Origin of the sequence: Candidatus Poriferisocius sp. (assembly GCF_965208475.1) — a bacterium.
Classification (GTDB): Bacteria; Actinomycetota; Acidimicrobiia; order Acidimicrobiales; family Bin134; genus Poriferisocius.
Genome location: NZ_OZ242338.1, coordinates 2,280,994 through 2,304,690, shown reverse-complemented (window position 1 = coordinate 2,304,690; position 23,697 = coordinate 2,280,994). Strand labels below are relative to the sequence as shown.

The window sequence follows — 23,697 nt, the reverse complement described above, 5'->3', positions numbered from 1 at the left end:
TCGGCTGCAACCCCATAGGGGAGGTGGACCGCTAGTGGCCCGCCTCAACCCCGCCAACCTGTCGGTTGCCCAAGACATCATCGGCCGCTATCCGGTTCGGAGGTCGGCCCTGATCCCGCTACTGCATTTGGCCCAAGAGCAGGACGGCTATGTTGCCGAGGACGCCATGGCCCATATCGCCGAACTGGTCGGTGTCACCCCCGCCGAGGTGATGGGTACGTGCAGCTTCTATGAGATGCTCAAGCGGGCGCCGGTGGGCGACTACATGGTCAACATCTGCCACGGCATCTCATGTCACCTGTTGGGCGCGTCCGATCTGATCCACCACGCTGAAGACACCCTGGGAGTCAAGCCCGGCGGGACCACCGATGATGGAAAGATCACCCTCGAAGCCGTCGAGTGCATTGCCGCTTGCACCGAGGCCCCCTGCCTCCAGGTCAACTACCGCTACCGCAACCGGGTCACTTCCGAGGACTTTGACCGGTTGGTGGGCGAACTGCGGGCCGACACTGCCGGGGTGGCGCCCCACGGCAAACTGGCCCAGGTCCGCCAGCACATCGGCGACGCCCGCCGGGCCGGGGTGTCGCCGCCCGACGGCCAGGGCGAACCCGCGTGGCTGGCCCGCAACCCCTCCGATGCCGGAGACCGCTCATGACCGAGCGGATCATCACCTCCCGCTTCGACATCGAAGACGGCCACACCCTGGCCGGCTACCAGCGCACCGGTGGATATGCCGGGTTGCGCCGGGCACTGGAGATGGCGCCGGACGAGGTCCACGGCGAGGTTCGCACCGCCAGCCTGCTGGGCCGGGGCGGGGCCGGTTTCCCCGCCGGCGTCAAATGGGGGTTCTGCCCGCCGGGGGTGTGGCCCCGCTATCTGGTGGTGAACGGCGACGAGTCCGAGCCCGGAACCTACAAGGATCGCCTCCTCATGGAGCGCGACCCCCATCAGCTCATCGAGGGCTGCCTGATCGCCTGTTATGCCCTCGGCCTATCCCAGTGCTTCCTGTATGTGCGAGGCGAGATGGCCCACGCCCAGGAACGATTGGCCGCCGCGCTCAACGAGGCCTACGAGGCCGGCTTTGTGGGCCGCAACGTGCTGGGCGCCGACGACTTCTCGGTGGACATCACCCTCCACTGGGGGGCCGGGGCCTACATCGTGGGGGAGGAGACCGCCCTCATCGAGAGCCTGGAGGGCAACCGGGGGATGCCTCGGCTGAAGCCGCCCTACTTCCCGGCGTCCATCGGCCTCTACGGCAAGCCCACCATCGTCAACAACGTGGAGACCCTGGCCAACCTGCCGTGGATCGTGTCCAACGGCGGGGCGGCCTTCGCGGCCATGGGGGCAGACAGTTCCACCGGCACCCGAGTGTTCGCGGTGTCCGGCCATGTGGTCACCCCCGGTGTGTTCGAGGTGCCCTTTGGCACCACCACCTTCCGCGACATCATCTTCGACCCCCGCTATGCCGGCGGCCTGCACCCCGGCCGCACCCTCAAGACGTTCATCCCCGGCGGGGCGTCGGCCCCGTGGTTCTTCGAGGAGCACCTCGACATTCCCCTGGAGAAGGCCACCGTGGACAAGGCCGGCTCCATGCTCGGTTCGGGGGCCATCGTGGTGATGGACGAGACCACCGACGTGGTCAAGGCCTGCCACAACGTGGTGCGGTTCTTCGCCCGAGAGTCATGTGGCAAATGCACCCCCTGTCGGGAGGGCACCTCCTGGCTGGAGAAGATCCTCAGCCGCATCCTGGCCGGCCAGGGCCGCCCCCAAGACTTGGATCTGTTGATGGATGTGTGCGACAACATCAGCCCCGGCATTCATTGGCCGCCCCGCCAGACCACCATATGCCCGCTGGGGCCGTCGGCCGTCTCGCCCATCGCCTCGGCCCTGGAGCGGTTCCGCGGCGAATTCGAGGCCTACCTGCCCGCCACCCCGGTATCGGTCTCCACTGCTTCGGGGGTCGCGTCATGAGCGAGTCCGAAGCCGTGGTGAACATAACCGTCAACGGCCAACCGGTGGAGGCCAAACCCGGCGAGTGGGTCATCGCTGCCGCCGAGCGGGCCGGGGTGTACATCCCCCACTTCTGCTACCACCCCCGGATGGAATCGGTGGGCATGTGCCGCATGTGCATCGTGGACATCGACGCCGGGCGCGGCCCGGCTCTGCAACCCTCCTGCATGGTGGCGGTCAGCGAGGGCATGGTGGTGGACACCACCTCCGAGCAGACCCGCAAAGCCCAAGACGGGGTGCTGGAGTTCTTGCTGCTGAACCACCCGCTCGACTGCCCGGTGTGCGACAAGGGAGGGGAATGCCCCCTTCAAGACCAGACCATGGCCTACGGGCCGGGGGAGAGCCGGTTCGTCGAGGAGAAGCGCCACTTCGAAAAGCCCATTCCGGTGAACGATCTGGTGTATCTGGACCGAGAGCGCTGCATTCTGTGCGACCGCTGCACCCGCTTCGCCGACGATGTGGCTGGCGACCCGCTCATCACCTTCCAAGACCGGGGCGACCAAACCCAGGTGAACACCTTCCCCGACCTGCCCTTCTCCTCCTATTTCAGCGGCAACACCGTGCAGATCTGCCCGGTGGGGGCCCTCACCGCGGTGCCCTATCGGTTCAAAGCCCGTCCCTGGGACCTCACCGAGGCAGAGTCCACCTACCCCAACCCGATGGGTGACCGGGTGGTGGTACAGGCCTCCCGCGACCAGGTGCTGCGCTACCAGGGAGTGGACAGCGACGCGGTCAACTGGGGATGGCTCACCGATAAGGATCGCTTCGCGTTCGAAGCCCTTGCCAGCGAACTGCGGCTGCGGTCGCCGCTGGTGCGGGGCACTCCGCTGGGACGGCCCGACCCCGATGGCAGCGAGCTGGTTGAGACCTCCTGGCACCAGGCCCTCGACCAGGCCGCCGACGCCATCCGGGCCGCAGTAGAGAACAAGGGGCCCCAATCGGTGGCCGTTTTGGGCGGGGCCCGCCTGACCAACGAGGATCAGTACGCTTGGGCTCGGTTGGCCAAAGGGGTTGTCGGCACCGACAACGTCGACGCCCAACTCGACGACGGTCTGCCTGGCGGTGTGGTGCTCGGCCTGCCCCGGGCCACCATCAATCGGGCTTGCACTCCGGGCGGCACCGTGATCCTGATGGCCCCTGATCCCAAAGAAGAGCAGGGCACTCTATATCTGAGGCTCCGTCACGCCGTGGTCAACGACGGCGTGCAGCTCATCGAGCTCACCCCCCGGGCGACAGGGTTGAGCCATCTGGCCGCCCACCGCCTGCACCACCGCCCTGGCGAGGTCGCCGCCGTTGCCGCTGCCCTGGTGGGCGGCGACATCGACGCCGGACCCGTCGGTGAGGCCGGCGGGGTTTCGGCCGAGTTTCTTGGCGCGGCCGCGGCTGCGCTGGCCGACCGGACCGACCGGCCGATCACCGTGATCCTGGGCCGCACCTCTCTGGCCGAGGCGGCCGGCCCCACGGTGGAGGCCGCGGCCGAGTTCATGAGGCTGGCCAAGCTGCTGGCCGCCGGCAGCCGACCGGGCATTGCCTTTTTGCCCGCACTGCACCGGGGCAACGTGCTGGGCGCCCTGGACATGGGCTTGGCCCCTGGTCTGCTGCCCGGCCGGGTAGCCCTGGGCGACGGCGGCACCGCCCTGGCCGAAACGTGGGGTTCGGTACCCGCATCTTCCGGCGCTGACGCCCGGGGGATCCTGAGAGCGGCTGCCGATGGAAGCATCGACGTGCTGATCTTGCTGGGCGCCGATCCTCTGGGCGACTTCCCCGACCGCAAAGCGGCCGAGTCCGCCCTGGACAGCGTGGGCACGGTCATTGCCTCCGACCTGTTTCTGCACCCCTCTGCGGCCCGGGCCGACATCGTGTTTCCCTCGGCCGGGTTCGGCGAGCGCCGGGGTACTCACACCAACATGGAGGGTCGAATCACGCGGGAGCGCCAGGTCGTCACCTCACCGGGTACGGCGCGGGCCGATTGGGCCATCGCTTCTGAGCTCGCCCGGCGGTTGGGCGCCGACTTCGGTTTCGCCGGCCCCGAGGATGTGTGGGACGAGATCATCCGGTTGGCGCCATCGCACCAAGACCTCTCCTTGGAGGCCATCGATCACGAGACCGACGGCGTGGTGGTTGGAGGCACATCAATCGTGTACTCCCCGCCCGAAGCAGTCGTTCCGGTACCCAACGTCGACTCCTACAGTCTGCGCCTGGTGTCATCACGGCGGATGTACGACCGAGGGACGCTCGTCCAGCACTCCCCCTCGCTGAGCGGGCTGGCTCCCGACGCGGTGCTCGGCCTGAACCCGTCTGATTTCCAGCGAGCCGGGGTTGATCCCGGCGCCGAGGTGCAGGTCATTTCCCATGTGGGCGAAATGAGCGTGCCGGTGGTCGCTGACCCCGGCGTGCCTCGGGGCACAGCGGCGTTTGGGTTCAATCACCCCGACTTGGACGTGCGAGATCTGATCGACCCCGACGCTGTGGTCACCGACCTGAGGATCCAAACCGGATGACCGCGGTTCTCGGTCCGAGTGTTCTCGGCCTCGATCCGCTGTACACCGGCGGGGTGGGCCTGGCCGAGGTGCTCATCACTTTGCTCAAGGTGGGGGTGGCCTTTGCCTTGCTGCTGGTGGCCGTCATGTTGATGATCTGGTTTGAGCGCAAGGTCATCAGCGACATGCAGAACCGCATCGGGCCCAACCTGGCCGGGCCGTTCGGCATCTTCCAGACACTGGCCGACGGCATCAAGCTGTTCTTCAAGGAAGACCTGATTCCCGAGCAATCCGATCGGTTCGTGTTCAAGCTGGCCCCTTACCTGTCGCTGGTGCCCGCCTTCTTGGTGTTCGCGGTGGTCCCCGTGGGGGGCAACTTCAGCGGCGGCAACGGCCAGGTCAGCTTGTTCGGCCACGAGACCTTCCTCCAAGTGTCCGACCCGCCGGTGGGGATCCTGCTGGTGCTGGCCATGTCGTCGGTAGCGGTCTACGGGGTCATGCTGGCCGGCTGGTCGTCGGGCTCCAAGTATCCGCTGCTGGCGTCGGTGCGGGCCTCGGCCCAGATGGTGTCCTATGAGGCTGCGCTGGGGTTGTCGCTGGCTGCGGTGCTGTTGAAGTCGGGCAGCCTGTCCACCCATCAGATCGTGTCTGAGCAATCGGTGTGGAACTGGAACCTGTGGGTCACCTGGGTGGTGCCCATGGTCATCTTCTTGATCGCGGCCACCGCTGAGTTGAACCGGCCCCCGTTCGATTTGGTGGAGGCCGAACAGGAACTGGTCGGCGGCTTCCACACCGAGTACAGCTCCATCCGGTTCGCCCTGTTCTTTCTGGCCGAGTTCATGAACATGATCACCATGTCGGCCATCGTGGTGACCCTTTTCCTGGGCGGTCCCAACGGCCCCGACATCACCACCGTGGGCTGGCTGTCGGGCGTTCTGTGGTTCTTCGTCAAGCTGATGCTGTTCCTGTTCGCCTTCGTGTGGCTGCGGGCCACGCTGCCCCGATTCCGCTACGACCAACTCATGGACTTGGGCTGGAAGCTGCTCATCCCGCTGTCGTTGGGGTGGCTTTTGGTGCTGGCCTCCTATGACGTGGCCGGCGACCGGGGATGGAACCGATTCGCCACCATGCTGGTGGTCGTGGCCATCATGGCCGCCTTGGCCGGGCTGTTGGCCCTGGCCCTGCGCAGCGCCCGACAACGGCGAGAGCTCGATCCCCAAGGGGGCTTCGCCTGATGGGTTACTTCCAGGGGTTCGCAGTCACTATCTGCAAGATGTTCCAAGGAGGCTTCGCCTAATGGGATACCTCCAAGGGTTTGCGGTCACGCTCCGCAAGATGTTCAAGGGCACCGAGACGGGTCGGGTGGTTACCACTCAATACCCCGACGAGAAGCGGCCCAAGCCCGAGCGCTTCCATGGCCGTCATGTGCTGAATCGCTACGAGGACGGCATGGAGAAGTGCATCGGCTGCGAGCTGTGCGCCGGAGTCTGTCCGGCCCGTTGCATCTATGTACGGGGTGCCGACAACCCGCCCGACGATCCGGTGTCACCCGGTGAGCGCTACGGCTACGTCTACGAGATCAACTACCTGCGGTGCATCCACTGCGATCTGTGCGTGGAGGCCTGCCCTACCGAGGCCATCACCGAGTCGAAGCTGTTCGAGTTCTCGTTCACCAACCGCTCCGACGCCATCTACACCAAAGACGAGCTGGTGGTGGGCGACGACGGGCGGCCCCAGCAACTCCCCTGGGAGGACTGGAAGCCCGGCGATGACGAGCATACCTCGGCGTGGGTGAGGGCCACATCCCCGTCGGGTCGGGCCGACTACGAGGGCCAGGTGGCATGGTCGGGAGAGCTGGGTTACGGCATCCGCTCTCCTGAGCGGGGTCAGTCGGAGGAGGATTCAGCCGACGCCGACGCTACCGACGATGACCATGACGACCAGGGGGGCCACCACTGATGGAGACCGCAGTCTTCATTGTGTGCGCGGTCATCGTGTTGGCCGGGGCGCTAGGCGTGGTCCTGGCCCGCAACCCGGTACACGCTGCGTTGAGCCTGGTGGGGACCCTGTTCGGCATGGCCGTTCTGTTCCTCAACCTGGAGGCTCACTTCTTGGCCGCGGTGCAGATCATCGTTTATGCCGGCGCCATCGTGGTGCTGTTCTTGTTCGTGATCATGCTGTTGGGCGTCGACCGGCTCGAAGATTTGTCGGTGGAGCCCATCACCGGGCAACGGGCTCTGGCTGCGGTGGTGGGCGCCGGGACTTTCGGCCTGGCCGTGGCCTTCTTGGTGACCAGCGACATCGGCCTGCCGGGCCGAGAGGCGTTGACTGGAGAAATCACCGATGAGTCCTCCAACTTGCGCCAGATCGCCGATGTGTTGTTCACCGATTACGTCTACGCCTTTGAGGCCACCGCCGCCCTGCTCACCATCTCGGTGGTGGGTGCGGTGGTCATGTCCCGCCGCATGGGCCGCAGCGATGAAGCCCAGAAATCCACAGGAGACGACTGATGGTCACCGCCTCCTGGTATCTGATCCTGGCCGCCGGGCTTTTCACCATCGGCGCGGTCGGGCTGCTGGTGCGGCGCAATCCGCTGATCATGTTCATGTGCGTGGAGCTGATGCTCAACGCGGTCAACCTCACCTTCATCACCTTCGGTCGTGAGCTGGACGACATCGGAGGGCAGGTGTCGGTGTTCTTCGTGCTGGTGGTGGCGGCCGCCGAGGTTGTGGTGGGGCTGGCCATTGTGGTGGCCATCAATCGCCGCCGCCCCCAGGCCACCGCCGACGACTTGTCGGCGCTGAAGGGATGAGGCCGGGAGTGGCTTCATGAACACGCTCGTCGATCTGGTATGGCTGATCCCCGCCTTCCCGCTGGCCGGGGTGCTGATCTTGATGGCGCTGGGCCGACGCCTGGGCGAGCCTCGGGCCGGCTGGCTGGCCACCGCCATGATGGGCGGCTCGTTCACCGCCACGGTCTTGGTGTTCGTCGGGCTATTGGGCCATGAGGGCGACGAGCGGGAGACGGTGTTCACCCTGTTCGAGTGGGTGCCCGCGGGCAAGCTGGCGGTGGACATCGGCTTTCTGGCCGACCCGCTGTCGGTCACCATGGCCCTGTTCGTGACCGGGGTGGGGGCCCTCATCCACCTCTATTCCATCGGCTACATGCACGGCGACGAGGGCTTCTCCAAGTTCTTCATCTACCTAAACCTGTTCGCCTTCTCCATGCTCATGCTGGTGCTGGGCGACAACATGCTGCTCACCTTCTTGGGCTGGGAGGGAGTGGGAGCCTGCTCGTATCTGCTGATCTCGTTCTGGTTCACCGACGAGGCCAACGCCTCGGCGGGCAAGAAGGCGTTCGTCACCAACCGGGTGGGCGACTGGGGCTTTCTGGTGGCCATGTTCCTGGCGTTTTTGACCTTCGGGTCGCTCCAGTACGGGGAGATCTTCTTCGACCTCGAACAAGACGGGGTGGCCGCTGGTACCGCGTCGGCCATTGTCGTGCTGCTGCTGGTGGGCGCGGCGGGCAAGTCGGCCCAGTTCCCCCTGCACATCTGGCTGCCCGACGCCATGGCCGGCCCCACGCCGGTGTCGGCCCTCATCCACGCCGCCACCATGGTCACCGCCGGGGTTTATCTGCTCACCCGGATGAGCCCGGTCATCGCCGAGGCCCACGGCTGGGTGCCCGACCTCATCATGTGGGTGGGCCTGGGCACCGCGCTTATGGCCGCCACCATCGCGGTGGCCCAAAACGACATCAAAAAAGTGCTGGCCTACTCCACCGTGAGCCAGCTCGGGTTCATGTTCGTGGCCGTGGGCTCGGGGGCCTATGTGGCCGCCATCTTCCACATGGTCACCCACGCCTTCTTCAAGGCCCTGCTGTTCTTGGGAGCCGGGTCGGTGATCCACGGCATGGACGGCGACCAGGACATTCGCCGCTACGGCGGCCTCGCCCGGCTGCTGCCCATCACCTCGATGACCTTCGTGGCCGGCTGGCTGGCCATCGCCGGGGTGCCGCCGTTCTCCGGCTTCTGGTCGAAGGACGAGATCCTGGCCTATGCCTACGGCGAGAACAAGGTTCTGTGGCTGCTGCTGCTGATCACCGCCATCCTCACCGCCTTCTACATGACCCGGCTGGTGCTCATGACCTTCTTCGGCCCGCCCCGCTGGACGGATGAAGAAGTCAAGGCTGAGGCTGGCGAAGAGGCCGAGCATGCCCTGCCCCACCGCCACCCCCACGAGTCGCCCTGGACCATGACCGTTCCGCTGGTGTTGCTGGCTGGCCTGGCCATTGTGGCCGGGGTATTGAATCTGCCGTTCACCTCTGATGTCCATTTCCTGGGCAACTGGTTGAAGCCGTCCCTGTTCGGCAGCGAGGGCCATCTCTCATTTGGCGGTGGCACCCAGTGGGTGCTGGCCATTGTGGCCATCATCGGCAGCTTGGGCGGGGTGTCGGCCGGGGCCGCGGTGTACATCCGCCGCCGGATCGACCCGGCCCGGATCGAGCACCCCTTCTTGGCTCGGGCCTGGCGTGTCGACGAGATCGTCGCCCACTTCATGGGCGGCCCCGGTCGCCGGGCCTTCGAGCGCACCACCCAATTCGATGAGCAGGTGGTGGACGGCGCGGTAAACGCCACCGGAACCCTGATCCGCCGCACCGGCACCAAGCTGAGGGCGTCGCAAACCGGCCTGGTCCGCAGTTATGCCCTGGGTATCGCGGTGGGCGCGGTGGCCCTGTTGGTGTGGTTCATCACGAGGGCAGGGTTCTGATGCCTGCTATGGCAATCCCTGTGGCGTTGTCGGCCAGAGCTCTCTTGGGGACGTGGCAGTAATGGACGGCTCGATGGTACTGCCGGTCATCATCTTCCTGCCCTTGGTGGGCGCGGTGGCCATTGCGCTCATAGCCCCCTCTCGCTCGACGGTGCTCAAGCCGGTGGCGGTAGCCACCTCGGCGGCCACCGGCGCCCTCACCCTGTGGCTGATGGCCGCCTTCGACAAGAACGACGGCGATTTCCAGTTCACCCAGCTCACCGAGTGGGTGGGCTCGGCCGGCATCTCTTGGCACGTCGGGGTGGACGGCATCTCGCTGTTCTTGGTGGTGCTCACCGGGGTGCTGTTCCCCCTCGCCATAGTGGCCTGCGATCCGCCCCACGACGCCAAGGCGTATTACATCTGGCTGCTGGTGCTGGAAACCGGCTGCCTCGGGGTGTTCCTGTCGCTCGATTTGGTGCTGTTCTTCTTGTTCTTCGAGGTCGTGCTGATCCCCATGTACTTCCTCATCGGCTCGTGGGGCCACGAGAACCGCAAGTACGCGGCCACCAAGTTCTTCTTGTTCACCATGCTGGGCTCGGCCCTCATGCTGGTGGGGATGCTTGCTCTGGCGCTGCTCACCGCCCGAGAGACCGGCGAGGCCGTGACGTTCAACCTGCTGGAGTTGGCTGAGGACGCCGGCGCCCTGCCCACCATCACCGCCCGCTGGATCTTCCTGTCGTTCGCCCTGGCCTTCGCGGTGAAAGTACCGATGTTCCCGGTACACACCTGGCTGCCCGACGCCCACACCGAGGCCCCCACCGCCGGGTCGGTGATATTGGCCGGGGTGATGCTCAAGCTGGGCACTTACGGGCTGGTCCGCTTCGGCCTGTACCTGTTTCCCGAGGCATCCCGCTACTTCGCCCCGCTGCTGTTCACCCTGGGGGTGATCGGCATCTTGTACGGCGCGGTGGTGGCCACCATGCAGCGCGACCTGAAGCGCCTGGTGGCCTATTCCTCGGTGGCCCACCTGGGCTTCATCGTGTTGGGCATCTTCTCCATCAACACCGAGGGCATCGAGGGCGGACTGCTTCAGATGGTCAACCACGGATTGTCCACCGGGGCGCTGTTCTTGTTGGTGGGGTTCATCTATGAGCGCCGCCACACTCGCCAGATCTCCGAGATGATCGGCCTCCAAAAGGCGGCCCCGGTGCTGGCCGCGGTGTTCACCGTGGTGATGCTGTCGTCGGTGGGCCTGCCCGGCCTCAACGGCTTCGTGGGCGAATTCTTGATCTTGGCCGGTGCCTTCGTGGCCCACCGCTGGTGGGCGGTGGTGGCCGCCGCTGGGGTCATCCTGGCCGCGCTCTATCTGCTGTGGGCCTACCAGCGGGTGTTCCACGGCACACCGGACGACGCCAGCCGGTCGATGCCCGATCTTAATTGGCAGGAAAAGCTGGTGATGCTGCCGCTGGTGGGGCTCATCGTGTTCTTGGGGGTGTACCCCAAGCCGGTGATCGAGCGGATGGAGCCCGCCGTCAATGCGCTCATCGAGCACATGGAGGCGGTCGAGGACTTCGAGTCGCCCACCGTGGGTGACCGGCCCGAGGGCAGCTTCGACGAGCTCCGCTCCCTCATGGATGGTTACGGCAGCGACGAAGGGGAGGGCCACTGATGCTCTCGGTGCTCGCCCAAGCAGACATCCCCGACATCCAGTGGCTGGCGCTCACCCCTCATCTGGTGATGGCCGGGGCCGCGGTGCTGCTGCTGACCATCGTGTCTGTGGCCGGCCGCCTGTTGCCGGCTTGGTTTGCATCGGCTTGGACGGTGGCTGCTGGGTTGGCCGTCTTCGCCACCGCGGTGCCGGTGTGGTTGCAAGTGGACGAAAAGGGGGCGTCCTTAGCGGTGGCCGAGGCAATCTCGGTGGACAAGTTCTCAGTGTTTGTGATCGTGCTGCTGGCCGGCACGGTGGTGCTGACCACGTTGGTGGCCGAGGGCTTCTTGCATCGGGAACACCTGGACGGCCCGGCCTTTTATGTGCTGCTCATGCTGTCGGCCGCCGGCGGCATGACCATGGCTTCGGCCAACAACCTGATCGTTCTGTTCCTTGGCCTAGAGATCCTCTCGCTGGCGGTATACGTGCTGGTGGCGATGCACCTTCGCCGAAATGAGTCGCAGGAAGCAGGCATCAAGTACTTCGTTTTGGGGGCGTTCGCGTCGGCTTTTCTGCTCTATGGCATCGCGCTGGTGTACGGGGCCACCGGATCGCTCAATCTGGCCGACATCGGGGAGTTCTTGGCCGGCAACCAGCTGACTGACGACGGGCTGCTGCTGGCCGGGCTGGCCATGCTGCTGGTGGGGTTCGGGTTCAAGGTGGCTGCCGTGCCGTTCCACGCTTGGACCCCAGACGTTTATCAGGGGGCACCCTCGCCGGTGGTTTCCTACATGGCCGCCGGGGTGAAGGCCGCTGGGTTCGCCGCCTTGACTCGGGTGTTCGTGGCTGGTTTCGGGGAAGTTGCCGACGACTGGCAGCCGGTGCTGTTCGGCTTGGCCATCGCCAGCCTGGCGGTTGGCTCGCTGATGGCCATCGTCCAGACCGACGTCAAGCGCATCCTGGCCTATTCGTCGATAAGCCATGCCGGGTTCATCCTCGTCGGCGTGCAGGCCGCCAGCCACGACGGCGTGGCCAGCGTGCTGTTCTACCTGGCCGCCTACGCCGCCATGGCCATAGGCAGCTTTGCGGTGGTCACCGTGGTGAGCGGCCCCGGCGACGAGGGCACCGGCATCGACAACTTGCGGGGCCTCGCCGCCCGCCGCCCGCTGCTGGCCGCAGCCTTCACCGTGCTTTTGCTGTCGCAGGCCGGCATTCCGTTCACCATCGGATTCTGGGCCAAGTTCGAGGTGATCTCCGCGGCGGTGGACGCCCGCTCCTTCTGGCTGGCGGTCATCGCCATGCTGGCCGCAGTGGTAGCCGCCTTCTTGTACCTGCGGATCGTGGTGGCCATGTTCCTAGACGCCCCCGACCCCGACGCCCCCCGCCTGCACATCCCAAGAGGCCCCGCTCTAGCCATCACCATCGTGGTGATATTCACCCTCGCATTCGGCATCTACCCCGAACCCCTCCTAAACCTCGCCGACGACGCCTGGCTTAACCTAAGGATCTACGCCCACTAACCCCGAGCCACAGCCGGTATAACCAGGGTGATTACGCTACTGATTAGAATTACTCAATAGCGGAACGTCTTTGCTTCAGGGACTCTTCTACTTGGAGGGCTCGGGATTTCAGGTAGGAGACGACTTGGTCACGGGAGTCGTCGAACAGCGGGTCGGCGTCTCTTGCCGATGGGAATCTCAGCCTGAACACCATCTGATCCAAGGCTGCGTTGTCCCACTGCAACCCGAACTTCTGCTGCCAGTAGGCCAGGCCGTCTTCGAGGGGGTGACTGCTGAGCTGGTCGATGGCGGCGAGGTCGATCAGGTCGCGCAGCGTGCTTCGCCAGCGGATCAGATCCAGCTTGAGGGCCAGCAAGTCCTCCAGCGACGCTACCGGCATTGCGTCGATTGTTGGGCCCTCCTGCAAGGTCGCGACGTCTTCGGTGCGGGAGTCGGCATTGGGATCTTCGAATACGTGAACGCTCACCCCGTCTACTAGGGCGTGAACCTCGTGGGAGCTGAGGCCGATCACGGCGAAGGACACCTCGGCTTCAGATTCCAACAGCGATCTCACCCCGGTGGCGTCAAGCGGGCTGGGGGCCAAGATGTCGATGTCCTCGCTGATCCGGTGCTTCAGGTGGACGGTGACCGCGGTGCCCCCGACTAGCACGCCTTGGCAGGCAATAGCGGCTTTGGCCGCTTTGGGCCACACGGTTCGCTGGCGGTGGCCGATCACCTCCTGCCACTGGTCAATCTGGTTCATCTGGCTTCGACCGCTTCCTGGGGACGAGTGTTGCCTGATTCCTGCGCGACTAGCTCAGCGACATACATCTCCACGCTCTCGGGGCATCCCGGTATTCCGGTTTGGGCCACTAGGGCATCTAGCGGCAAGCACCGCAGGGCCCAGCGTCGGGCATCGAAGTCCAGCAGTCGCCCGTTCAGCAGGCGATTGGCCACCACCAGCGCGTCGCGGGGCAGCCGGATGTCGACAGGATCGGGACCAGACCAGAACAGGTGCCAGAAGTCGGCCGGCAGCGTCTCTGGGCACGGTGCCCGTCGGCGCCAACGCATCAGCGGCAGATAGGGGAGCAGATCACCGGTGAGACCACACAGCACCAGCCTCCATCTCAAGATGCGCCGAGTTCGGTGCTTCCAGGGCACCTCGGCGACATCAGAGGCGACGTACCCGTCTGCTTCCAAGCCGCGCAGCACCCGTTGAACGCTGCGGCGGGTGATCCCTGCGGCGTTGGCCACCGTGGCCGAGTCGGCCCCGCCCAGATAGGAGCGCAACACGGTCAGCACCAGCACCTCGCACTCGGTGATTTCCGGGCGGGGGTGGGGGGCCAACTCCACCGCCAACTGCTCAGGCGGAGTTGGCGGAGTCAGCCACCGGTCGACGCCATCGGGAACCACAGCCCGATGATCGGACAACCCGTCGATCCAGCTCAACGGCTCTCGGTGGGATTCGCCTCGACTCGCTGTTCTGTTATCGCCCAGGGCTTCCGTGATCTTGGCGGCAAGCTGCTCGGGCCGGTCATAGGGGCTTACCCGGCTTCCACACACTGAGCGAATCCCATCGGCCACCGCCGCGGCCGCTCCCGGTGGAATCCCGCCAACCTGGCTCAGCGCACCAGGTCTGACGGCAAACGGGCCGTTGGCCGTAAGGGCCACGCCCATGGCCCACGTCCACAGCGGGGCATGCCCTTTGGCCAGCATGGTCCCAGTGCGAACGCTGTAGCGCCGACGGCACCCACCACACCACCTCCTGCCCGAGGCGTCAGGCAACCGGGTCTTGGCCTCAACCCCACAACGGGGACAAGCCGGACCTCCCGGCCACCTGGCCCCCTCGAAAAAGGAAATGGCTGCCATCTCGTCCCCAAAGTGGCGGCACACCTCCTCGGTCGGAACCGCACTGGGATAACGCAACGAGACAGCCGCCACGACGCTCACCCTACCCCCGCGCAGCGACACGTTTGCGCCGCAAACTGAAGATCATGTCACCAAATATCTTGGCGGGCGAGATCAATCAATCTTGGGGATGGGCCCAGGGCAGTTTGGGCACATGCTCGATCTGCTTGGGGCGGGTCAGTGGGATGTGGGCGATGGGGACGTCGATGATGACGGGTGCTTGCTGTTCGAGCGCGGTGGGGATAATGGTTTCGAGGTCTAGGGGGTCGTTGGCCCTCATGGCGATGGCGCCGAACGACTGGGCGAACTTAACGAAATCGGGGTTGGCCAAGTCGGTGCCGTAAGTGCCGGCAAAGAAGTCGTCGAGGTCGCGCGCCACGTTGCCGTAGGCGTCGTCTCTGAAGACCACGGTGACCACGTTGATTCCGTACTTGAGCGCGGTCGACAGCTCAGAGGAGTTGAACATGAAGCTGCCGTCGCCGGTGACGCACACTGCCGGGCGATCCGGTTGGGCCATCTTTGCTCCCAGTGCGGTCGGGAAGGCGTAGCCCAGGTTGAACGAGTACCCGGAGTCGATATAGGTGTTCGGGTGGTTCACCTGCCAGTGGGTACGGGCGTAGAAGCCGAACTGGGTGACGTCCCACACGGTGAATGCGTCATCGGGAGTGCCCCGTTGCAGTGCCTCCAAGATGGGGTACTGCGGCTCCTTGTCTCTGATGTCGTAGTAAGAAATCAGCCGGCGGGCCGCGGCCACGGCGTCCGCGGGCGACGAACGATCTTTGCATCCGGCATCAACTAGCAGCGGCAGCAAAGCTCCGATGGTCGCCCTGGCGTCGCCGTGCAGGGGAATGGTGTTGGCTTGAATCCGGTTGAGGTCGAAGTCGTCGATGTTGATGTTCACCAGGGTGGACGCTTCCCCGGCGGGGTTGCCCAGAGAAAAGCGTGTCCCGATGCCGATCACCACGTCGGCGGATTTCATCACGTCGAGCAACTGGTTCATCTCGTGGCGCTCACCGCCGGGGCTGACGCATGAGCCGTAGCACAACCGATGGCTGTCGGGAATGGCCCCTTTGCCGCCCCCCGACGTCACCACCGGGATGTTTGAGGCTTCGACCAACTCCAGGAGTGCTTGCTCGGCGCCGGATAGGCCTATTCCGCCACCGGCGACTATCACCGGTAAACGGGATTGCGCGATGGCAGAAGCCGCTTCTTCCAACTGTTCAGAGCTGGGCATGATTCGTGAGATGGGAGCAGGCCCCCGCAATTCGACGTCGTCTCGCTCCACCCCGGCATCGGGAGGGACTTCGATATAAACCGGGCGGGGACGACCAGTTCGCATCTGTCGGAACGCCTCGGTGACGGCCCCCGGCATCGCTTGCGGTGTGAGGGCTTGCTGTCGCCATTTGGTGATGGGGCGCACGATGTCGATCTGGTCTTCGATCTCGTGGACGCCGCCGAGGTTCTTTCCCATCTGGCCTCGGGGAATCTGCCCCGCAATCAGAAGCACCGGGCACGAGCGGGCATAGGCGGTGGCCAACCCCGCCGCCGCGTTGTAGATGCCCACACCGGGAACCACCAAGGCCACACCGGGTTTGCCCGACGCTCGGGCGTATCCGTAGGCCATGTAGGTGGCGGCCTGTTCGTGACGGGTGGTAACCATCTCGATGCCGGGCTCGTCTCGCAAGGCGGCCACAATCCCATAGAGCTGGATGCCGGGGATACCGAACACAACCTCGACGCCCTCGCCCACCAGCGATTTGACTAAGGCCTCGCCCCCGCTCATTCTCATAAGAACATGATGGCTCATAGTGTGGTTACTCGCCGGAGTCGGGCGATCATCGCTGTAGTGGCGTTGTTGCTGTTGTTAGGCCAGGCGGCCGCGGCGTGCGGCAGCGATGACGATGGCACAACAGCACCGCCCCCCAAGACCGAGCCGGACGCATACACCAAGTGGTATGTGCAGCAGGCATTGGATCGGTACGAGGAGATCGGCCGGCAAGCCACCATCGACTACTACAACAACGAGGCCGGCGCCGACGACCAGTGGTATCTGTTCATCATGGATGCCGACACGGGCGTTCTTGCGGCCCACGCCACCATTCCCTCCCGGGTAGGTACCAACTCGGGCGACAATGTGGACATAACCGGCCACGTCTACGGCCCGCTGTTGAAGGCTGCGCCCGAGTCGGGCCACTGGGTGGACTACGTGTTCTACAACCCGCAAACCGACACCGGCGGCACCAAGCACGCCTGGGCTATCCGCCGAGACGACTTGGTTTTCGTATCAGGCTGGTACGAGGACTCCTATCCCATCCCCCGTCCCACCAAAGCCGAACCCGGCTCGTACACCCGCACATTCGTCGAAGACGCGGTGTGGTTCTATGAGAGCAACGGGCGCGGTGCCCTGATCGACCATTTGAATTCCCCCGACAGCACTGATCCCCCCAGCGTGGACGGCCAGTGGTATGGGTTCGTCGTCGACCTCGACGGGGTGGTGCTGGCCCATCCCACCGTCCCCGAGAACGTGGGTATGACCCTCATCGAGATTCTCGGCGCCACCCCTGAGGGCCGGTTGGCCGCCGATGAGATGGTTACCGCCACCGAGACGGGCAAGTGGGTGGAATACATCTATCTCAACCCCCAAAGCGGCAACCAGGAAACCAAGCACACCTGGATCTTGAAGCGAGACGACATCTTGATCGCCTCCGGCTGGTACGAATCCGGCTAGCGGCTAGGAGGCAAGCTCCAGGCGGTACACGGTGTCGTCGAAGCTGAGCACGTAGATCTCGCCGGAGGCGTCCTCGCCGAATGAGACCAGCGTTACTTGTGGGACGGAGATTTCTAGCTCCACTCGGGCGTCCATTCCCTGGTCGTCAATGGTCAGCGCCCAAAGGCGACCGGCGCAGTAGTCGCCGAACACGTAAGCACCCGCCAAGTGGGCAATGGCCGAGCCCCGGTACACATGGCCGCCGGTGACCGAGCAGCCCAGGTCGTGGCCGTAAACGTGGACGGGGAACACCAGATCGTCGGGGGTGGCAGAACCGGAGAACCGCTCGTTGCCCTCGTAAAGCGGCCAGCCCAAGTTGGCCCCCGGCGCCCAGCCGTCGGCGGCCCGCAGAACGTGGATCTCCTCCCAGTCGTTCTGGCCCACATCGGCGATCCACAGGTCGCCGGTGGTCCGGTCGAATGAGAACCGCCACGGGTTGCGGGCTCCGTAGGCCCAGATCTCAGGTCGCGCCCCTCCGGCGGCAAACGGGTTGCCGGCGGGAACGGCGTAGTCGGCCTCGTCGTCGGGCTCAGGATCGATGCGGACGATTGTGGCCAACAGGCTGTCCAAATTCTGCCCGTGGCCGAACTGGTCGTTGGCCCCACCTCCGTCGCCGAAGCCAAGCCACAGGTAGCCGTCGGGTCCAAAGGCGATATGGCCACCATTGTGGTTGCAGAACGGCTGGTCCACGCTCAGGACCACCCGGCCTTGGTCGCCCTGCACACGGTGCCCGCTCATCGGGTACTCCACGATCTGGTTCCTGCCGCTCAGGTCCGTGTAGTGGACGTAGAGGCTCGAGCCGTCGGGGGAGAAAGCAACGCCCAGCAGCCCGTCCTCACAATTGGTGATGGTGGTGAGCTCGCCGATGTCCAGCACCATTTCCGGAGGCTCGTCGTCGTCAGCACTGAGCAACCACACCATTCCAGCCCGGGTGGCCACGTATAGATCTCCCCTGCCGCTGCCAGTACCCGGTCGGGCCACCAGGGCTATGGGGTCGGGCAACGACACCACCGGAGTCAGCACTAGTGACGGCTCGGGCTGGGTGTCGATGTCATTCCCGTTCTGTTCGGGGATGGGTTCGGCTGTGGGAGCAACATCGGCGCGCTCCGCGGGCGTGGGGGGAGTCGTGGGGTTGGGCGTGGGGCGTTCGGGGTCCGAGCCGGAGGTGGAACTGCCTGAGGCCGTCGCCGTGCCTGACGGCGTGAGAACGCGTACGTCGTCGCCTGTGTCGCCCCCGCAGGCAGTGGCCAGTAGGAAGACCGCGGCGATCACCGCCAGCAGTCGCCCAACAATGCTCATGGCTGCTTTCGCAGCGGCCGGATCAAGCCCTCCTGCACCACCGAGGCCACCAACTCGCCAGTGCGGTTCCACGCCGTGCCCCAAGCCAAACCACGGGCGTTGGAGGCCGAGTTCGACACCTGGTCCAAGAAGATCCAGTCGTCCATGCGCAGCGGGCGGTGGAACCACATGGCGTGGTCAAGGCTGGCCGCTTGGATGTCGATCTCGTTGCCCTGCACTGGAAGGGCCTTGGTGGCGGTGTCCAGCACCGTCATGTCGCTGGCGTAGGTGAACATGCAAGTGTGCAGCACCGGGTCGACGGGCAGGGTTCCGGTGGCCCTCAACCACACCTGCAAGCGAGGCTCTCGGCTCTGCCCCCGCTGCTCGGGCGAGCCCGATACATAGCGAAGTTCGATCGGGCGAATCATTCGGCCCTGGTCGTCTACCGGAAAGTCTGGCCATACGAACGGCTCCAGATCTTCAGGGTCGGGGATTCCTCTTGGGAGCTCGGTTTGATGCTCAAAACCCTCTTCATGGCGCTGGAACGAGGCCGACATGGCGAAGATGGGCTGGCCGTGCTGGATGGCGGTCACCCGCCGGGTGGTGAAGGAGCGACCGTCTCGCACCCGTTCCACCAGGTACAACAAGGGGGCGGAAACGTCGCCGGGCCGAATGAAGTAGGCCTGAAGGCTGTGGACCGTTCGGTCTTCCACCGTGCGAGTGGCGGCCACCAGGGCTTGTCCGGCCACTTGGCCGCCGAACACCCGTTGGCGGTCTTCTTGGGGGCTGACTCCGCGGAAGATGTCCTTCTCGATGGGTTCCAGATCCAGCAGTTTGATGAGACCGTCTACCTCTGCCTGCATGACCGCCTGATCCTACTCCCCGCGTTAGGCAGCCCTTATAGCGCCCGCAACTGCGGTAGTTCGATCTGAGGGCGCCTCGGCTACGCTTATTGGTCCCCATGTCGCTCTTGGTCTTGGTTCGCGCTCATGTCATGGACAACTGGCCGCGTCTGCTGCGCTATAGCGGCACATCGGCGGTAGGGATAGTGCTGGGGCAGACCATCTTGCGCGTCTGCTACGACCTGTTCGGCTGGTCGGGACTGGCATCCAACTTGGTGGCGTTCTTGATTGCCAACATCCCCGTGTACCACCTGAACCGGTTGTGGGTGTGGGATCGCTACGGCCGCAGTCAGTGGGGCCGCGAGGTGCTGCCCTTCTGGTTGGTCTCCCTGGCCGGGCTGGCCCTGTCGTCGCTCACCGTGGGATTGGTAGACGCGGTTACCAACAACGGCTGGTTCATATCTGCGGCGTCGATTGGGGCCTTTGGCGCGGTCTGGCTGGTGAAGTACGCCGTGTGCGACCGATACCTGTTTGGCCCCCCGTCGGAGGACGACGGCCCTTCCGAGCAAGTCCGGGAGATGGCAGAAGATGGATCCCAGTCGGCGGGCATTCGCTGAGGCCGCCCGGGGGTTCATGCCCCCCGACGAGGGGCTGGCCCTCTATCAAGCAGCGTGCGATCTAGAGGTAGCTGGCCCGCTGCTCGAAGTGGGCAGCTATTGCGGCAAGTCCTCGGTGTATCTGGGCGACGCCGCCCAAACCCAGGGCCGGGTGCTGTTTTCCCTCGACCACCACCGGGGGTCGGAGGAGAACCAGCCCGGCTGGGAATGGCACGAGCCCGACCTGGTGGACCCCGAGGTGGGCCTGATCGATACCCTGCCCCACTTCCGCCGCACCGTCTACCAGGCCGGGCTAGAGCAGAGCGTGGTGGCGTTGGTGGGCGACTCGGTGCCCATCGCCCAAAACTGGTCCACCCCGCTGGCCTTTTTGTTCATCGACGGAGGCCACGGCACCGAGCCGGCCCACGCCGACTACGAGAACTGGGTGCCGCACTTAGCCGTTGAAGGCCGCCTGGCCATCCACGACGTGTTTCCCAACCCCGCCGACGGCGGCCGCCCCCCCTATGAGGTCTACTGCCGGGCCATGGACTCCGGCGCGTTCAGCGAACTCCCCGCCACCGGCTCCCTGCGAGTCCTCACCCGCCACGCCCCCGGCATTTGATCTGACAACCCGTCGGACAAGCGTCAACTAGCTTCGTCGGCGTGGATAACGAGCAAAAGTTGGTATCGGGCGAGGCGTGGCGGGAGTTTTGCGACCGGTTGAAAATGGCGGGGGACCGGCTGTTGGAAGACGACTTTCCGGCGGGGGCGGCTGATCGGGCCGAGGGCTATCGGCACCTGGGTAGGCTCCTCATGCAGGGCTGGCTTGAGCAGGTGGAGTTCTGCGGCCGGGACTTTCCGGTGATGTACCGCCACAACGATGATGTCATGCGCTGGGGCGGCCCCAACGTGGACAACACCTATTGGCGGGCTCATGTGAGCGCCGAGCACTCCTATCAGGTGACCGGGTGGCTGCCGCCAGGGTCGATGTTCGTGGTTCAAAGCGCCCATGGGGAGATGCACCAGAACCGGCTGGGCATCACCGCCGAGCGCTCCAGCGACGATTTTGCCGTCGAGCCGGACGGCAGCTTCAGCTTCATCGCCAGTGCCATCCCCCACGACGGCAACTGGCTGCCCATCGACGAGCACACCGACCACATCTCGGTGCGGGAGTACAACGTGGACTGGGGAGTCGACGAGCCGGGGCGGTTCTCCATACAGCGGCTGGGCAGCGAGGGCCAGCACCCTTCGCCTCTCGATCCTGGTGATCTGTCCGATGGTTTGGACCGGGCGATGACCTGGGCCGACGACGCCTTGGGGTTCTGGAACCAGTGGATGGAGCGAAGCCGCAAGGCTGCCCCGCCCAACGAGTTCTATGGCCCTCGCTCGGTGCCCGGCGGGGCCGATGCCATCGGCTACGGCGGCTGCTCCTATGAACTCGCCCCCGACGAGGCCATGATCGTTACCTGCGACGTTCCCGACGCCCAGTACTGGTCGTTCATGATTTACAGCTATGCCTGGTTTGAGTCGCTGGACTTCGCCAACCGCACCGTGAGCCTCAACAACGCCCAAATCGCGGTCGATCCCGACGGCCGGTTCCGCATCGTGGTGGCCCACCACGACCCCGGCGTGCAGAACTGGCTCGACACCGAAGGCCGCCTCGAAGCCCTCATCACCTTCCGTTGGGTGCTCAGCTCAACGATGCCCACCCCCGAGGCCCAAGTGGTGCCATTCTCCGAACTCGACCGCCACCTCCCTGATTTCGTCACCCGCCTCACCCCCGACCAACGCGCCGCCCAGATCACCACCCGCCGCCAATCCCGAGCCCTCCGCTTCCGCTGTTAAGAACGGCCCAGGGCGGCTCGTACCGACCGCTCAACCGCGTCAGCGACGCGTTCCGGCTCCTCGTGCTCCCAGAAGCGCATAACCGTCCAGCCCGCATCGGCGAGGTGGGCGTCGGTGTCTTTGTCGCGGGCGATGTTGCCGGTGATCTTGGTTGACCAGTACTCGGGGTTGGTGGCTCACTGCGGTTCGCTTGCCTGAGCGATCATGTGGGCAATGTTGCAGGCGGTCTGAGCGCCGGTGCTGGCCGTCTCTGGGCTTCGGGTCACCAGGAACCGCCGGTGGGCTCCGATCAGATCGGCCGTCTCGTTCAAGCGGGCCATGTCAGATCGGCTGGGATTGGTGGTGAGCTTGATCTCGATGGCCCAGAGTTCTTGCCTGACGTTCAAGATCAGATCGATCTCGCGACCGTCAGCGGTGCGCAGGTGCGAAGCGCTGTAGCGCGTCCCGGATTGCTGCAAGGCTGTCAGCACTTGGTCGATTACATGTCCTTCCCAGCTCGCGCCCACCATCGGTTGCCCTGCCACTTCTGAGGCGTCGCCGACTCCCCACAGGCTGTGTAGCAGGCCGCTGTCGCGCCAGTACACCTTCGGCCGCTTGGTGAGTCGCTTGCGCGCATTGGCGTGGTAGGCCGGTAGGCGCCTGAGCAAGAACGCTCCTTCCAGGTAATCCACATAGGCGTTCACCGTGTGGTAGGAGAGGCCCAGGGCGCGGCCCGTCTCGCTGGCGTTCCACTGCTGGCCATGTGATGTGGCCAATAGCTCGAAGAGATGCTGGGTAGTCCGCGAAGTGGCCGGCAGTCCCCAGGACGGTAGATCGCGCTGGGCGAGCAGGCTCAGATAATCGTGCTGCCAGTCGGGAAAGCCCCTGCCGTCGAGCACTCCGCCGTCGGGAAAGCCGCCGTAGTGCCACAACCTCTCGCGGCATTCGCCGGGCAGCTCTAGCCACGACATCGGCGTCAGTTCCACCACGCTTAGACGGCCGGCGAGCGACTCCGAGACGTTCTTCATGAGTGACGGCGAGATTGACCCCAAAAGCAAAAAGCGCCCATTTCGGCGACGGTCTGCGTCGATGGTGCTGCGCAGGCGAGGGAAGATCTCCGGGGCTGCTTGGGCCTCGTCGATGACTACGAGATCTCCACCTTCGGCCATCTCCGCCCACTCGAGATCCAGCCTTAGGCGGTCGGATTCGAGCTCCATGTCGTAGTAGCGGGCTCCGAGCGGCCGAGCGAGTGTGGTCTTGCCGCACTGGCGAGGCCCTACCAGCGCAACCGCCGGGTAGGCGGCGAGGCGGCGCTCCAGCAGCGAGCCGTGTCGGACGTTTGCGATCCTCCGTTCCAGCACCGTCATGCAGGTTAGCGTGGAATTCTGTTTTGAAGAGGTTATTTTTCTATTTTGCAGGATGCTCACTTCTATTGTGACAGATGCCTCGGTGGGCCGGGGACAAGGATCTTCGGGCCAGGTTGGAACTCTTGCAGCGCATCTCGCGGCTAGCGCCGGTTTAGGGCGGCTCGTACCGACTGCTCCACTGCGTCGGCCACGGATTCCGGGCTCTCGTGCTCCCAGAAGCGCATAACCGTCCAGCCCGCATCGGCGAGGTGGGCGTCGGTGTCTTGGTCGCGGGCGATGTTGCCGGTGATCTTGGTTGACCAGTACTCGGGATTGGTGGCGGGCTGGGTGTGATGCTCAGGGCAGCCGTGCCAGTAGCAGCCGTCCACGAACACCGCGATCTTGGCCTTGCGAAACACCAGATCGGCTGTCCTCCGCAGCTCAGGCAACGGCCGAGCCGCCACCCGGTACCGCAGCCCCCGGCGGTGTACTGCAGAGCGCACCGCCAGTTCCGGTTTGGTATCCCGGCTGCGGTTCCCCTGCATCGACTTCCGAGTCGCCTCCGAAGAAGCCCAAGACCCCTCCGGCAGCCCACTCATGGCCCGATAGTAGCGACGTGGCCCTCGTTGTGGCGGTCCCCGCAACTGTCACTAGCCACGGCTATGGTCATTCTGTGCACTCGCATCGGCACTTGGCAGCTGCGGAGTTCTTTGCCGGGATTGGCCTGGTGAGGCCAGCTGATCTCAGA

At 65.1% G+C, this 23,697-nt stretch carries 21 protein-coding genes and 1 pseudogene; 14 read left to right on the top strand and 8 right to left on the bottom strand.

Annotation, left to right across the window (positions count from 1 at the left end; genetic code table 11):
• The first annotated feature begins 34 nt into the window (after positions 1–34).
• From nuoE to ACOGXA_RS10770, 10 genes are all read left to right on the top strand, one after another.
• Entirely contained in the window at positions 35–655 is a 621-nt protein-coding gene (gene nuoE / locus ACOGXA_RS10815; protein ID WP_419923881.1) for an NADH-quinone oxidoreductase subunit NuoE, read from the top strand.
• The gene (gene nuoF / locus ACOGXA_RS10810) at positions 652–1,971 is read left to right on the top strand and encodes an NADH-quinone oxidoreductase subunit NuoF (RefSeq protein WP_419923880.1); all 1,320 of its coding nucleotides are present in this window, start codon (positions 652–654) and stop codon (positions 1,969–1,971) included. Before nuoE ends, nuoF begins: the two co-directional genes overlap by 4 nt.
• Positions 1,968–4,511, top strand: a complete 2,544-nt coding sequence (locus tag ACOGXA_RS10805) for a molybdopterin-dependent oxidoreductase (protein WP_419923879.1) — start codon at positions 1,968–1,970, stop codon at positions 4,509–4,511. The genes nuoF and ACOGXA_RS10805 overlap by 4 nt, the downstream gene beginning before the upstream one ends.
• Positions 4,508–5,725, top strand: coding sequence for an NADH-quinone oxidoreductase subunit NuoH (nuoH, locus tag ACOGXA_RS10800; RefSeq protein ID WP_419923878.1), 1,218 nt, complete (start codon positions 4,508–4,510; stop codon positions 5,723–5,725). The genes ACOGXA_RS10805 and nuoH overlap by 4 nt, the downstream gene beginning before the upstream one ends.
• A 61-nt stretch (positions 5,726–5,786) precedes the next feature.
• Positions 5,787–6,449 carry an NADH-quinone oxidoreductase subunit NuoI gene (gene nuoI, locus ACOGXA_RS10795; RefSeq protein WP_419923877.1) on the top strand — a complete coding sequence of 221 codons (663 nt, stop codon included), beginning with the start codon at positions 5,787–5,789 and terminating at the stop codon, positions 6,447–6,449.
• Entirely contained in the window at positions 6,449–7,000 is a 552-nt protein-coding gene (locus tag ACOGXA_RS10790; protein ID WP_419923876.1) for an NADH-quinone oxidoreductase subunit J, read from the top strand. Before nuoI ends, ACOGXA_RS10790 begins: the two co-directional genes overlap by 1 nt.
• The gene (nuoK, locus tag ACOGXA_RS10785) at positions 7,000–7,302 is read left to right on the top strand and encodes an NADH-quinone oxidoreductase subunit NuoK (protein ID WP_419923875.1); all 303 of its coding nucleotides are present in this window, start codon (positions 7,000–7,002) and stop codon (positions 7,300–7,302) included. The genes ACOGXA_RS10790 and nuoK overlap by 1 nt, the downstream gene beginning before the upstream one ends.
• A gap of 16 nt (positions 7,303–7,318) precedes the next feature.
• Positions 7,319–9,259 carry an NADH-quinone oxidoreductase subunit L gene (gene nuoL / locus ACOGXA_RS10780; protein ID WP_419923874.1) on the top strand — a complete coding sequence of 647 codons (1,941 nt, stop codon included), beginning with the start codon at positions 7,319–7,321 and terminating at the stop codon, positions 9,257–9,259.
• A gap of 61 nt (positions 9,260–9,320) precedes the next feature.
• Positions 9,321–10,910: an NADH-quinone oxidoreductase subunit M gene (locus tag ACOGXA_RS10775; RefSeq protein ID WP_419926973.1), complete on the top strand. Its 1,590-nt coding sequence runs from the start codon at positions 9,321–9,323 to the stop codon at positions 10,908–10,910.
• Positions 10,910–12,409: an NADH-quinone oxidoreductase subunit N gene (locus ACOGXA_RS10770; RefSeq protein WP_419923873.1), complete on the top strand. Its 1,500-nt coding sequence runs from the start codon at positions 10,910–10,912 to the stop codon at positions 12,407–12,409. The genes ACOGXA_RS10775 and ACOGXA_RS10770 overlap by 1 nt, the downstream gene beginning before the upstream one ends.
• Positions 12,410–12,458: 49 nt before the next feature.
• Here the strand turns inward: ACOGXA_RS10770 and ACOGXA_RS10765 are convergent, their stop codons facing one another.
• From ACOGXA_RS10765 to ACOGXA_RS10750, 4 genes and pseudogenes are all read right to left on the bottom strand, one after another.
• Positions 12,459–13,151 carry a nucleotidyl transferase AbiEii/AbiGii toxin family protein gene (locus tag ACOGXA_RS10765; RefSeq protein ID WP_419923872.1) on the bottom strand — a complete coding sequence of 231 codons (693 nt, stop codon included), beginning with the start codon at positions 13,149–13,151 and terminating at the stop codon, positions 12,459–12,461.
• Complete coding sequence (locus tag ACOGXA_RS10760; protein ID WP_419927056.1) at positions 13,148–14,104, bottom strand: hypothetical protein; 957 nt, start codon at positions 14,102–14,104, stop codon at positions 13,148–13,150. The genes ACOGXA_RS10765 and ACOGXA_RS10760 overlap by 4 nt, the downstream gene beginning before the upstream one ends.
• Before the next feature lie 36 nt (positions 14,105–14,140).
• Positions 14,141–14,257 (bottom strand): annotated as a pseudogene (locus ACOGXA_RS10755) (transposase); the annotation flags it as partial.
• A 157-nt stretch (positions 14,258–14,414) separates the two neighbouring features.
• Complete coding sequence (locus ACOGXA_RS10750; RefSeq protein ID WP_419923871.1) at positions 14,415–16,085, bottom strand: thiamine pyrophosphate-binding protein; 1,671 nt, start codon at positions 16,083–16,085, stop codon at positions 14,415–14,417.
• Positions 16,086–16,091: 6 nt separating this feature from the next.
• On the opposite strand from ACOGXA_RS10750, the gene ACOGXA_RS10745 reads away from it, so the two are divergent.
• Entirely contained in the window at positions 16,092–17,024 is a 933-nt protein-coding gene (locus ACOGXA_RS10745; RefSeq protein WP_419923870.1) for a cache domain-containing protein, read from the top strand.
• Positions 17,025–17,027: 3 nt separating this feature from the next.
• On the opposite strand, the gene ACOGXA_RS10740 is transcribed toward ACOGXA_RS10745, so the two are convergent.
• Together ACOGXA_RS10740 and ACOGXA_RS10735 are read right to left on the bottom strand one after the other, a co-directional pair.
• Positions 17,028–18,362, bottom strand: a complete 1,335-nt coding sequence (locus ACOGXA_RS10740; protein ID WP_419923869.1) for a PQQ-dependent sugar dehydrogenase — start codon at positions 18,360–18,362, stop codon at positions 17,028–17,030.
• Positions 18,359–19,204 carry an acyl-CoA thioesterase gene (locus tag ACOGXA_RS10735; RefSeq protein WP_419923868.1) on the bottom strand — a complete coding sequence of 282 codons (846 nt, stop codon included), beginning with the start codon at positions 19,202–19,204 and terminating at the stop codon, positions 18,359–18,361. The genes ACOGXA_RS10740 and ACOGXA_RS10735 overlap by 4 nt, the downstream gene beginning before the upstream one ends.
• Positions 19,205–19,302: 98 nt before the next feature.
• On the opposite strand from ACOGXA_RS10735, the gene ACOGXA_RS10730 reads away from it, so the two are divergent.
• From ACOGXA_RS10730 to ACOGXA_RS10720, 3 genes are read left to right on the top strand one after another with little or no spacing between them, the layout of a single operon-like run.
• Positions 19,303–19,800 carry a GtrA family protein gene (locus tag ACOGXA_RS10730; protein WP_419923867.1) on the top strand — a complete coding sequence of 166 codons (498 nt, stop codon included), beginning with the start codon at positions 19,303–19,305 and terminating at the stop codon, positions 19,798–19,800.
• The gene (locus ACOGXA_RS10725; protein WP_419923866.1) at positions 19,772–20,401 is read left to right on the top strand and encodes a class I SAM-dependent methyltransferase; all 630 of its coding nucleotides are present in this window, start codon (positions 19,772–19,774) and stop codon (positions 20,399–20,401) included. Before ACOGXA_RS10730 ends, ACOGXA_RS10725 begins: the two co-directional genes overlap by 29 nt.
• Before the next feature lie 41 nt (positions 20,402–20,442).
• A complete protein-coding gene (locus ACOGXA_RS10720) occupies positions 20,443–21,624 on the top strand; it encodes a DUF1214 domain-containing protein (protein ID WP_419923865.1) in 1,182 nt (393 codons plus the stop codon).
• 176 nt (positions 21,625–21,800) lie between these two features.
• Here the strand turns inward: ACOGXA_RS10720 and ACOGXA_RS10715 are convergent, their stop codons facing one another.
• Both ACOGXA_RS10715 and ACOGXA_RS10710 read right to left on the bottom strand, forming a co-directional pair.
• Complete coding sequence (locus ACOGXA_RS10715; protein ID WP_419923864.1) at positions 21,801–22,970, bottom strand: ATP-binding protein; 1,170 nt, start codon at positions 22,968–22,970, stop codon at positions 21,801–21,803.
• Positions 22,971–23,110: 140 nt separating this feature from the next.
• Positions 23,111–23,548 carry a very short patch repair endonuclease gene (locus tag ACOGXA_RS10710; RefSeq protein ID WP_419923863.1) on the bottom strand — a complete coding sequence of 146 codons (438 nt, stop codon included), beginning with the start codon at positions 23,546–23,548 and terminating at the stop codon, positions 23,111–23,113.
• Positions 23,549–23,697: the final 149 nt, after the last annotated feature.

Excerpts from the sequence above, each read along its gene's own strand:
- ACOGXA_RS10735 (WP_419923868.1), bottom strand. The coding sequence starts at position 19,204 with ATGCAGGCAGAGGTAGACGGTCTCATCAAACTGCTGGATCTGGAACCC.
- nuoK (WP_419923875.1), top strand. The coding sequence starts at position 7,000 with ATGGTCACCGCCTCCTGGTATCTGATCCTGGCCGCCGGGCTTTTCACC.
- nuoL (WP_419923874.1), top strand. The coding sequence starts at position 7,319 with ATGAACACGCTCGTCGATCTGGTATGGCTGATCCCCGCCTTCCCGCTG.
- ACOGXA_RS10760 (WP_419927056.1), bottom strand. The coding sequence starts at position 14,104 with ATGCTGGCCAAAGGGCATGCCCCGCTGTGGACGTGGGCCATGGGCGTG.
- ACOGXA_RS10730 (WP_419923867.1), top strand. The coding sequence starts at position 19,303 with ATGTCGCTCTTGGTCTTGGTTCGCGCTCATGTCATGGACAACTGGCCG.
- ACOGXA_RS10770 (WP_419923873.1), top strand. The coding sequence starts at position 10,910 with ATGCTCTCGGTGCTCGCCCAAGCAGACATCCCCGACATCCAGTGGCTG.
- ACOGXA_RS10790 (WP_419923876.1), top strand. The coding sequence starts at position 6,449 with ATGGAGACCGCAGTCTTCATTGTGTGCGCGGTCATCGTGTTGGCCGGG.
- nuoH (WP_419923878.1), top strand. The coding sequence starts at position 4,508 with ATGACCGCGGTTCTCGGTCCGAGTGTTCTCGGCCTCGATCCGCTGTAC.
- nuoF (WP_419923880.1), top strand. The coding sequence starts at position 652 with ATGACCGAGCGGATCATCACCTCCCGCTTCGACATCGAAGACGGCCAC.
- ACOGXA_RS10750 (WP_419923871.1), bottom strand. The coding sequence starts at position 16,085 with ATGAGAATGAGCGGGGGCGAGGCCTTAGTCAAATCGCTGGTGGGCGAG.
- ACOGXA_RS10710 (WP_419923863.1), bottom strand. The coding sequence starts at position 23,548 with ATGAGTGGGCTGCCGGAGGGGTCTTGGGCTTCTTCGGAGGCGACTCGG.
- ACOGXA_RS10805 (WP_419923879.1), top strand. The coding sequence starts at position 1,968 with ATGAGCGAGTCCGAAGCCGTGGTGAACATAACCGTCAACGGCCAACCG.
- ACOGXA_RS10740 (WP_419923869.1), bottom strand. The coding sequence starts at position 18,362 with ATGAGCATTGTTGGGCGACTGCTGGCGGTGATCGCCGCGGTCTTCCTA.
- nuoI (WP_419923877.1), top strand. The coding sequence starts at position 5,787 with ATGGGATACCTCCAAGGGTTTGCGGTCACGCTCCGCAAGATGTTCAAG.
- ACOGXA_RS10775 (WP_419926973.1), top strand. The coding sequence starts at position 9,321 with ATGGACGGCTCGATGGTACTGCCGGTCATCATCTTCCTGCCCTTGGTG.
- ACOGXA_RS10745 (WP_419923870.1), top strand. The coding sequence starts at position 16,092 with ATGATGGCTCATAGTGTGGTTACTCGCCGGAGTCGGGCGATCATCGCT.
- ACOGXA_RS10765 (WP_419923872.1), bottom strand. The coding sequence starts at position 13,151 with ATGAACCAGATTGACCAGTGGCAGGAGGTGATCGGCCACCGCCAGCGA.
- ACOGXA_RS10715 (WP_419923864.1), bottom strand. The coding sequence starts at position 22,970 with ATGACGGTGCTGGAACGGAGGATCGCAAACGTCCGACACGGCTCGCTG.
- ACOGXA_RS10725 (WP_419923866.1), top strand. The coding sequence starts at position 19,772 with ATGGATCCCAGTCGGCGGGCATTCGCTGAGGCCGCCCGGGGGTTCATG.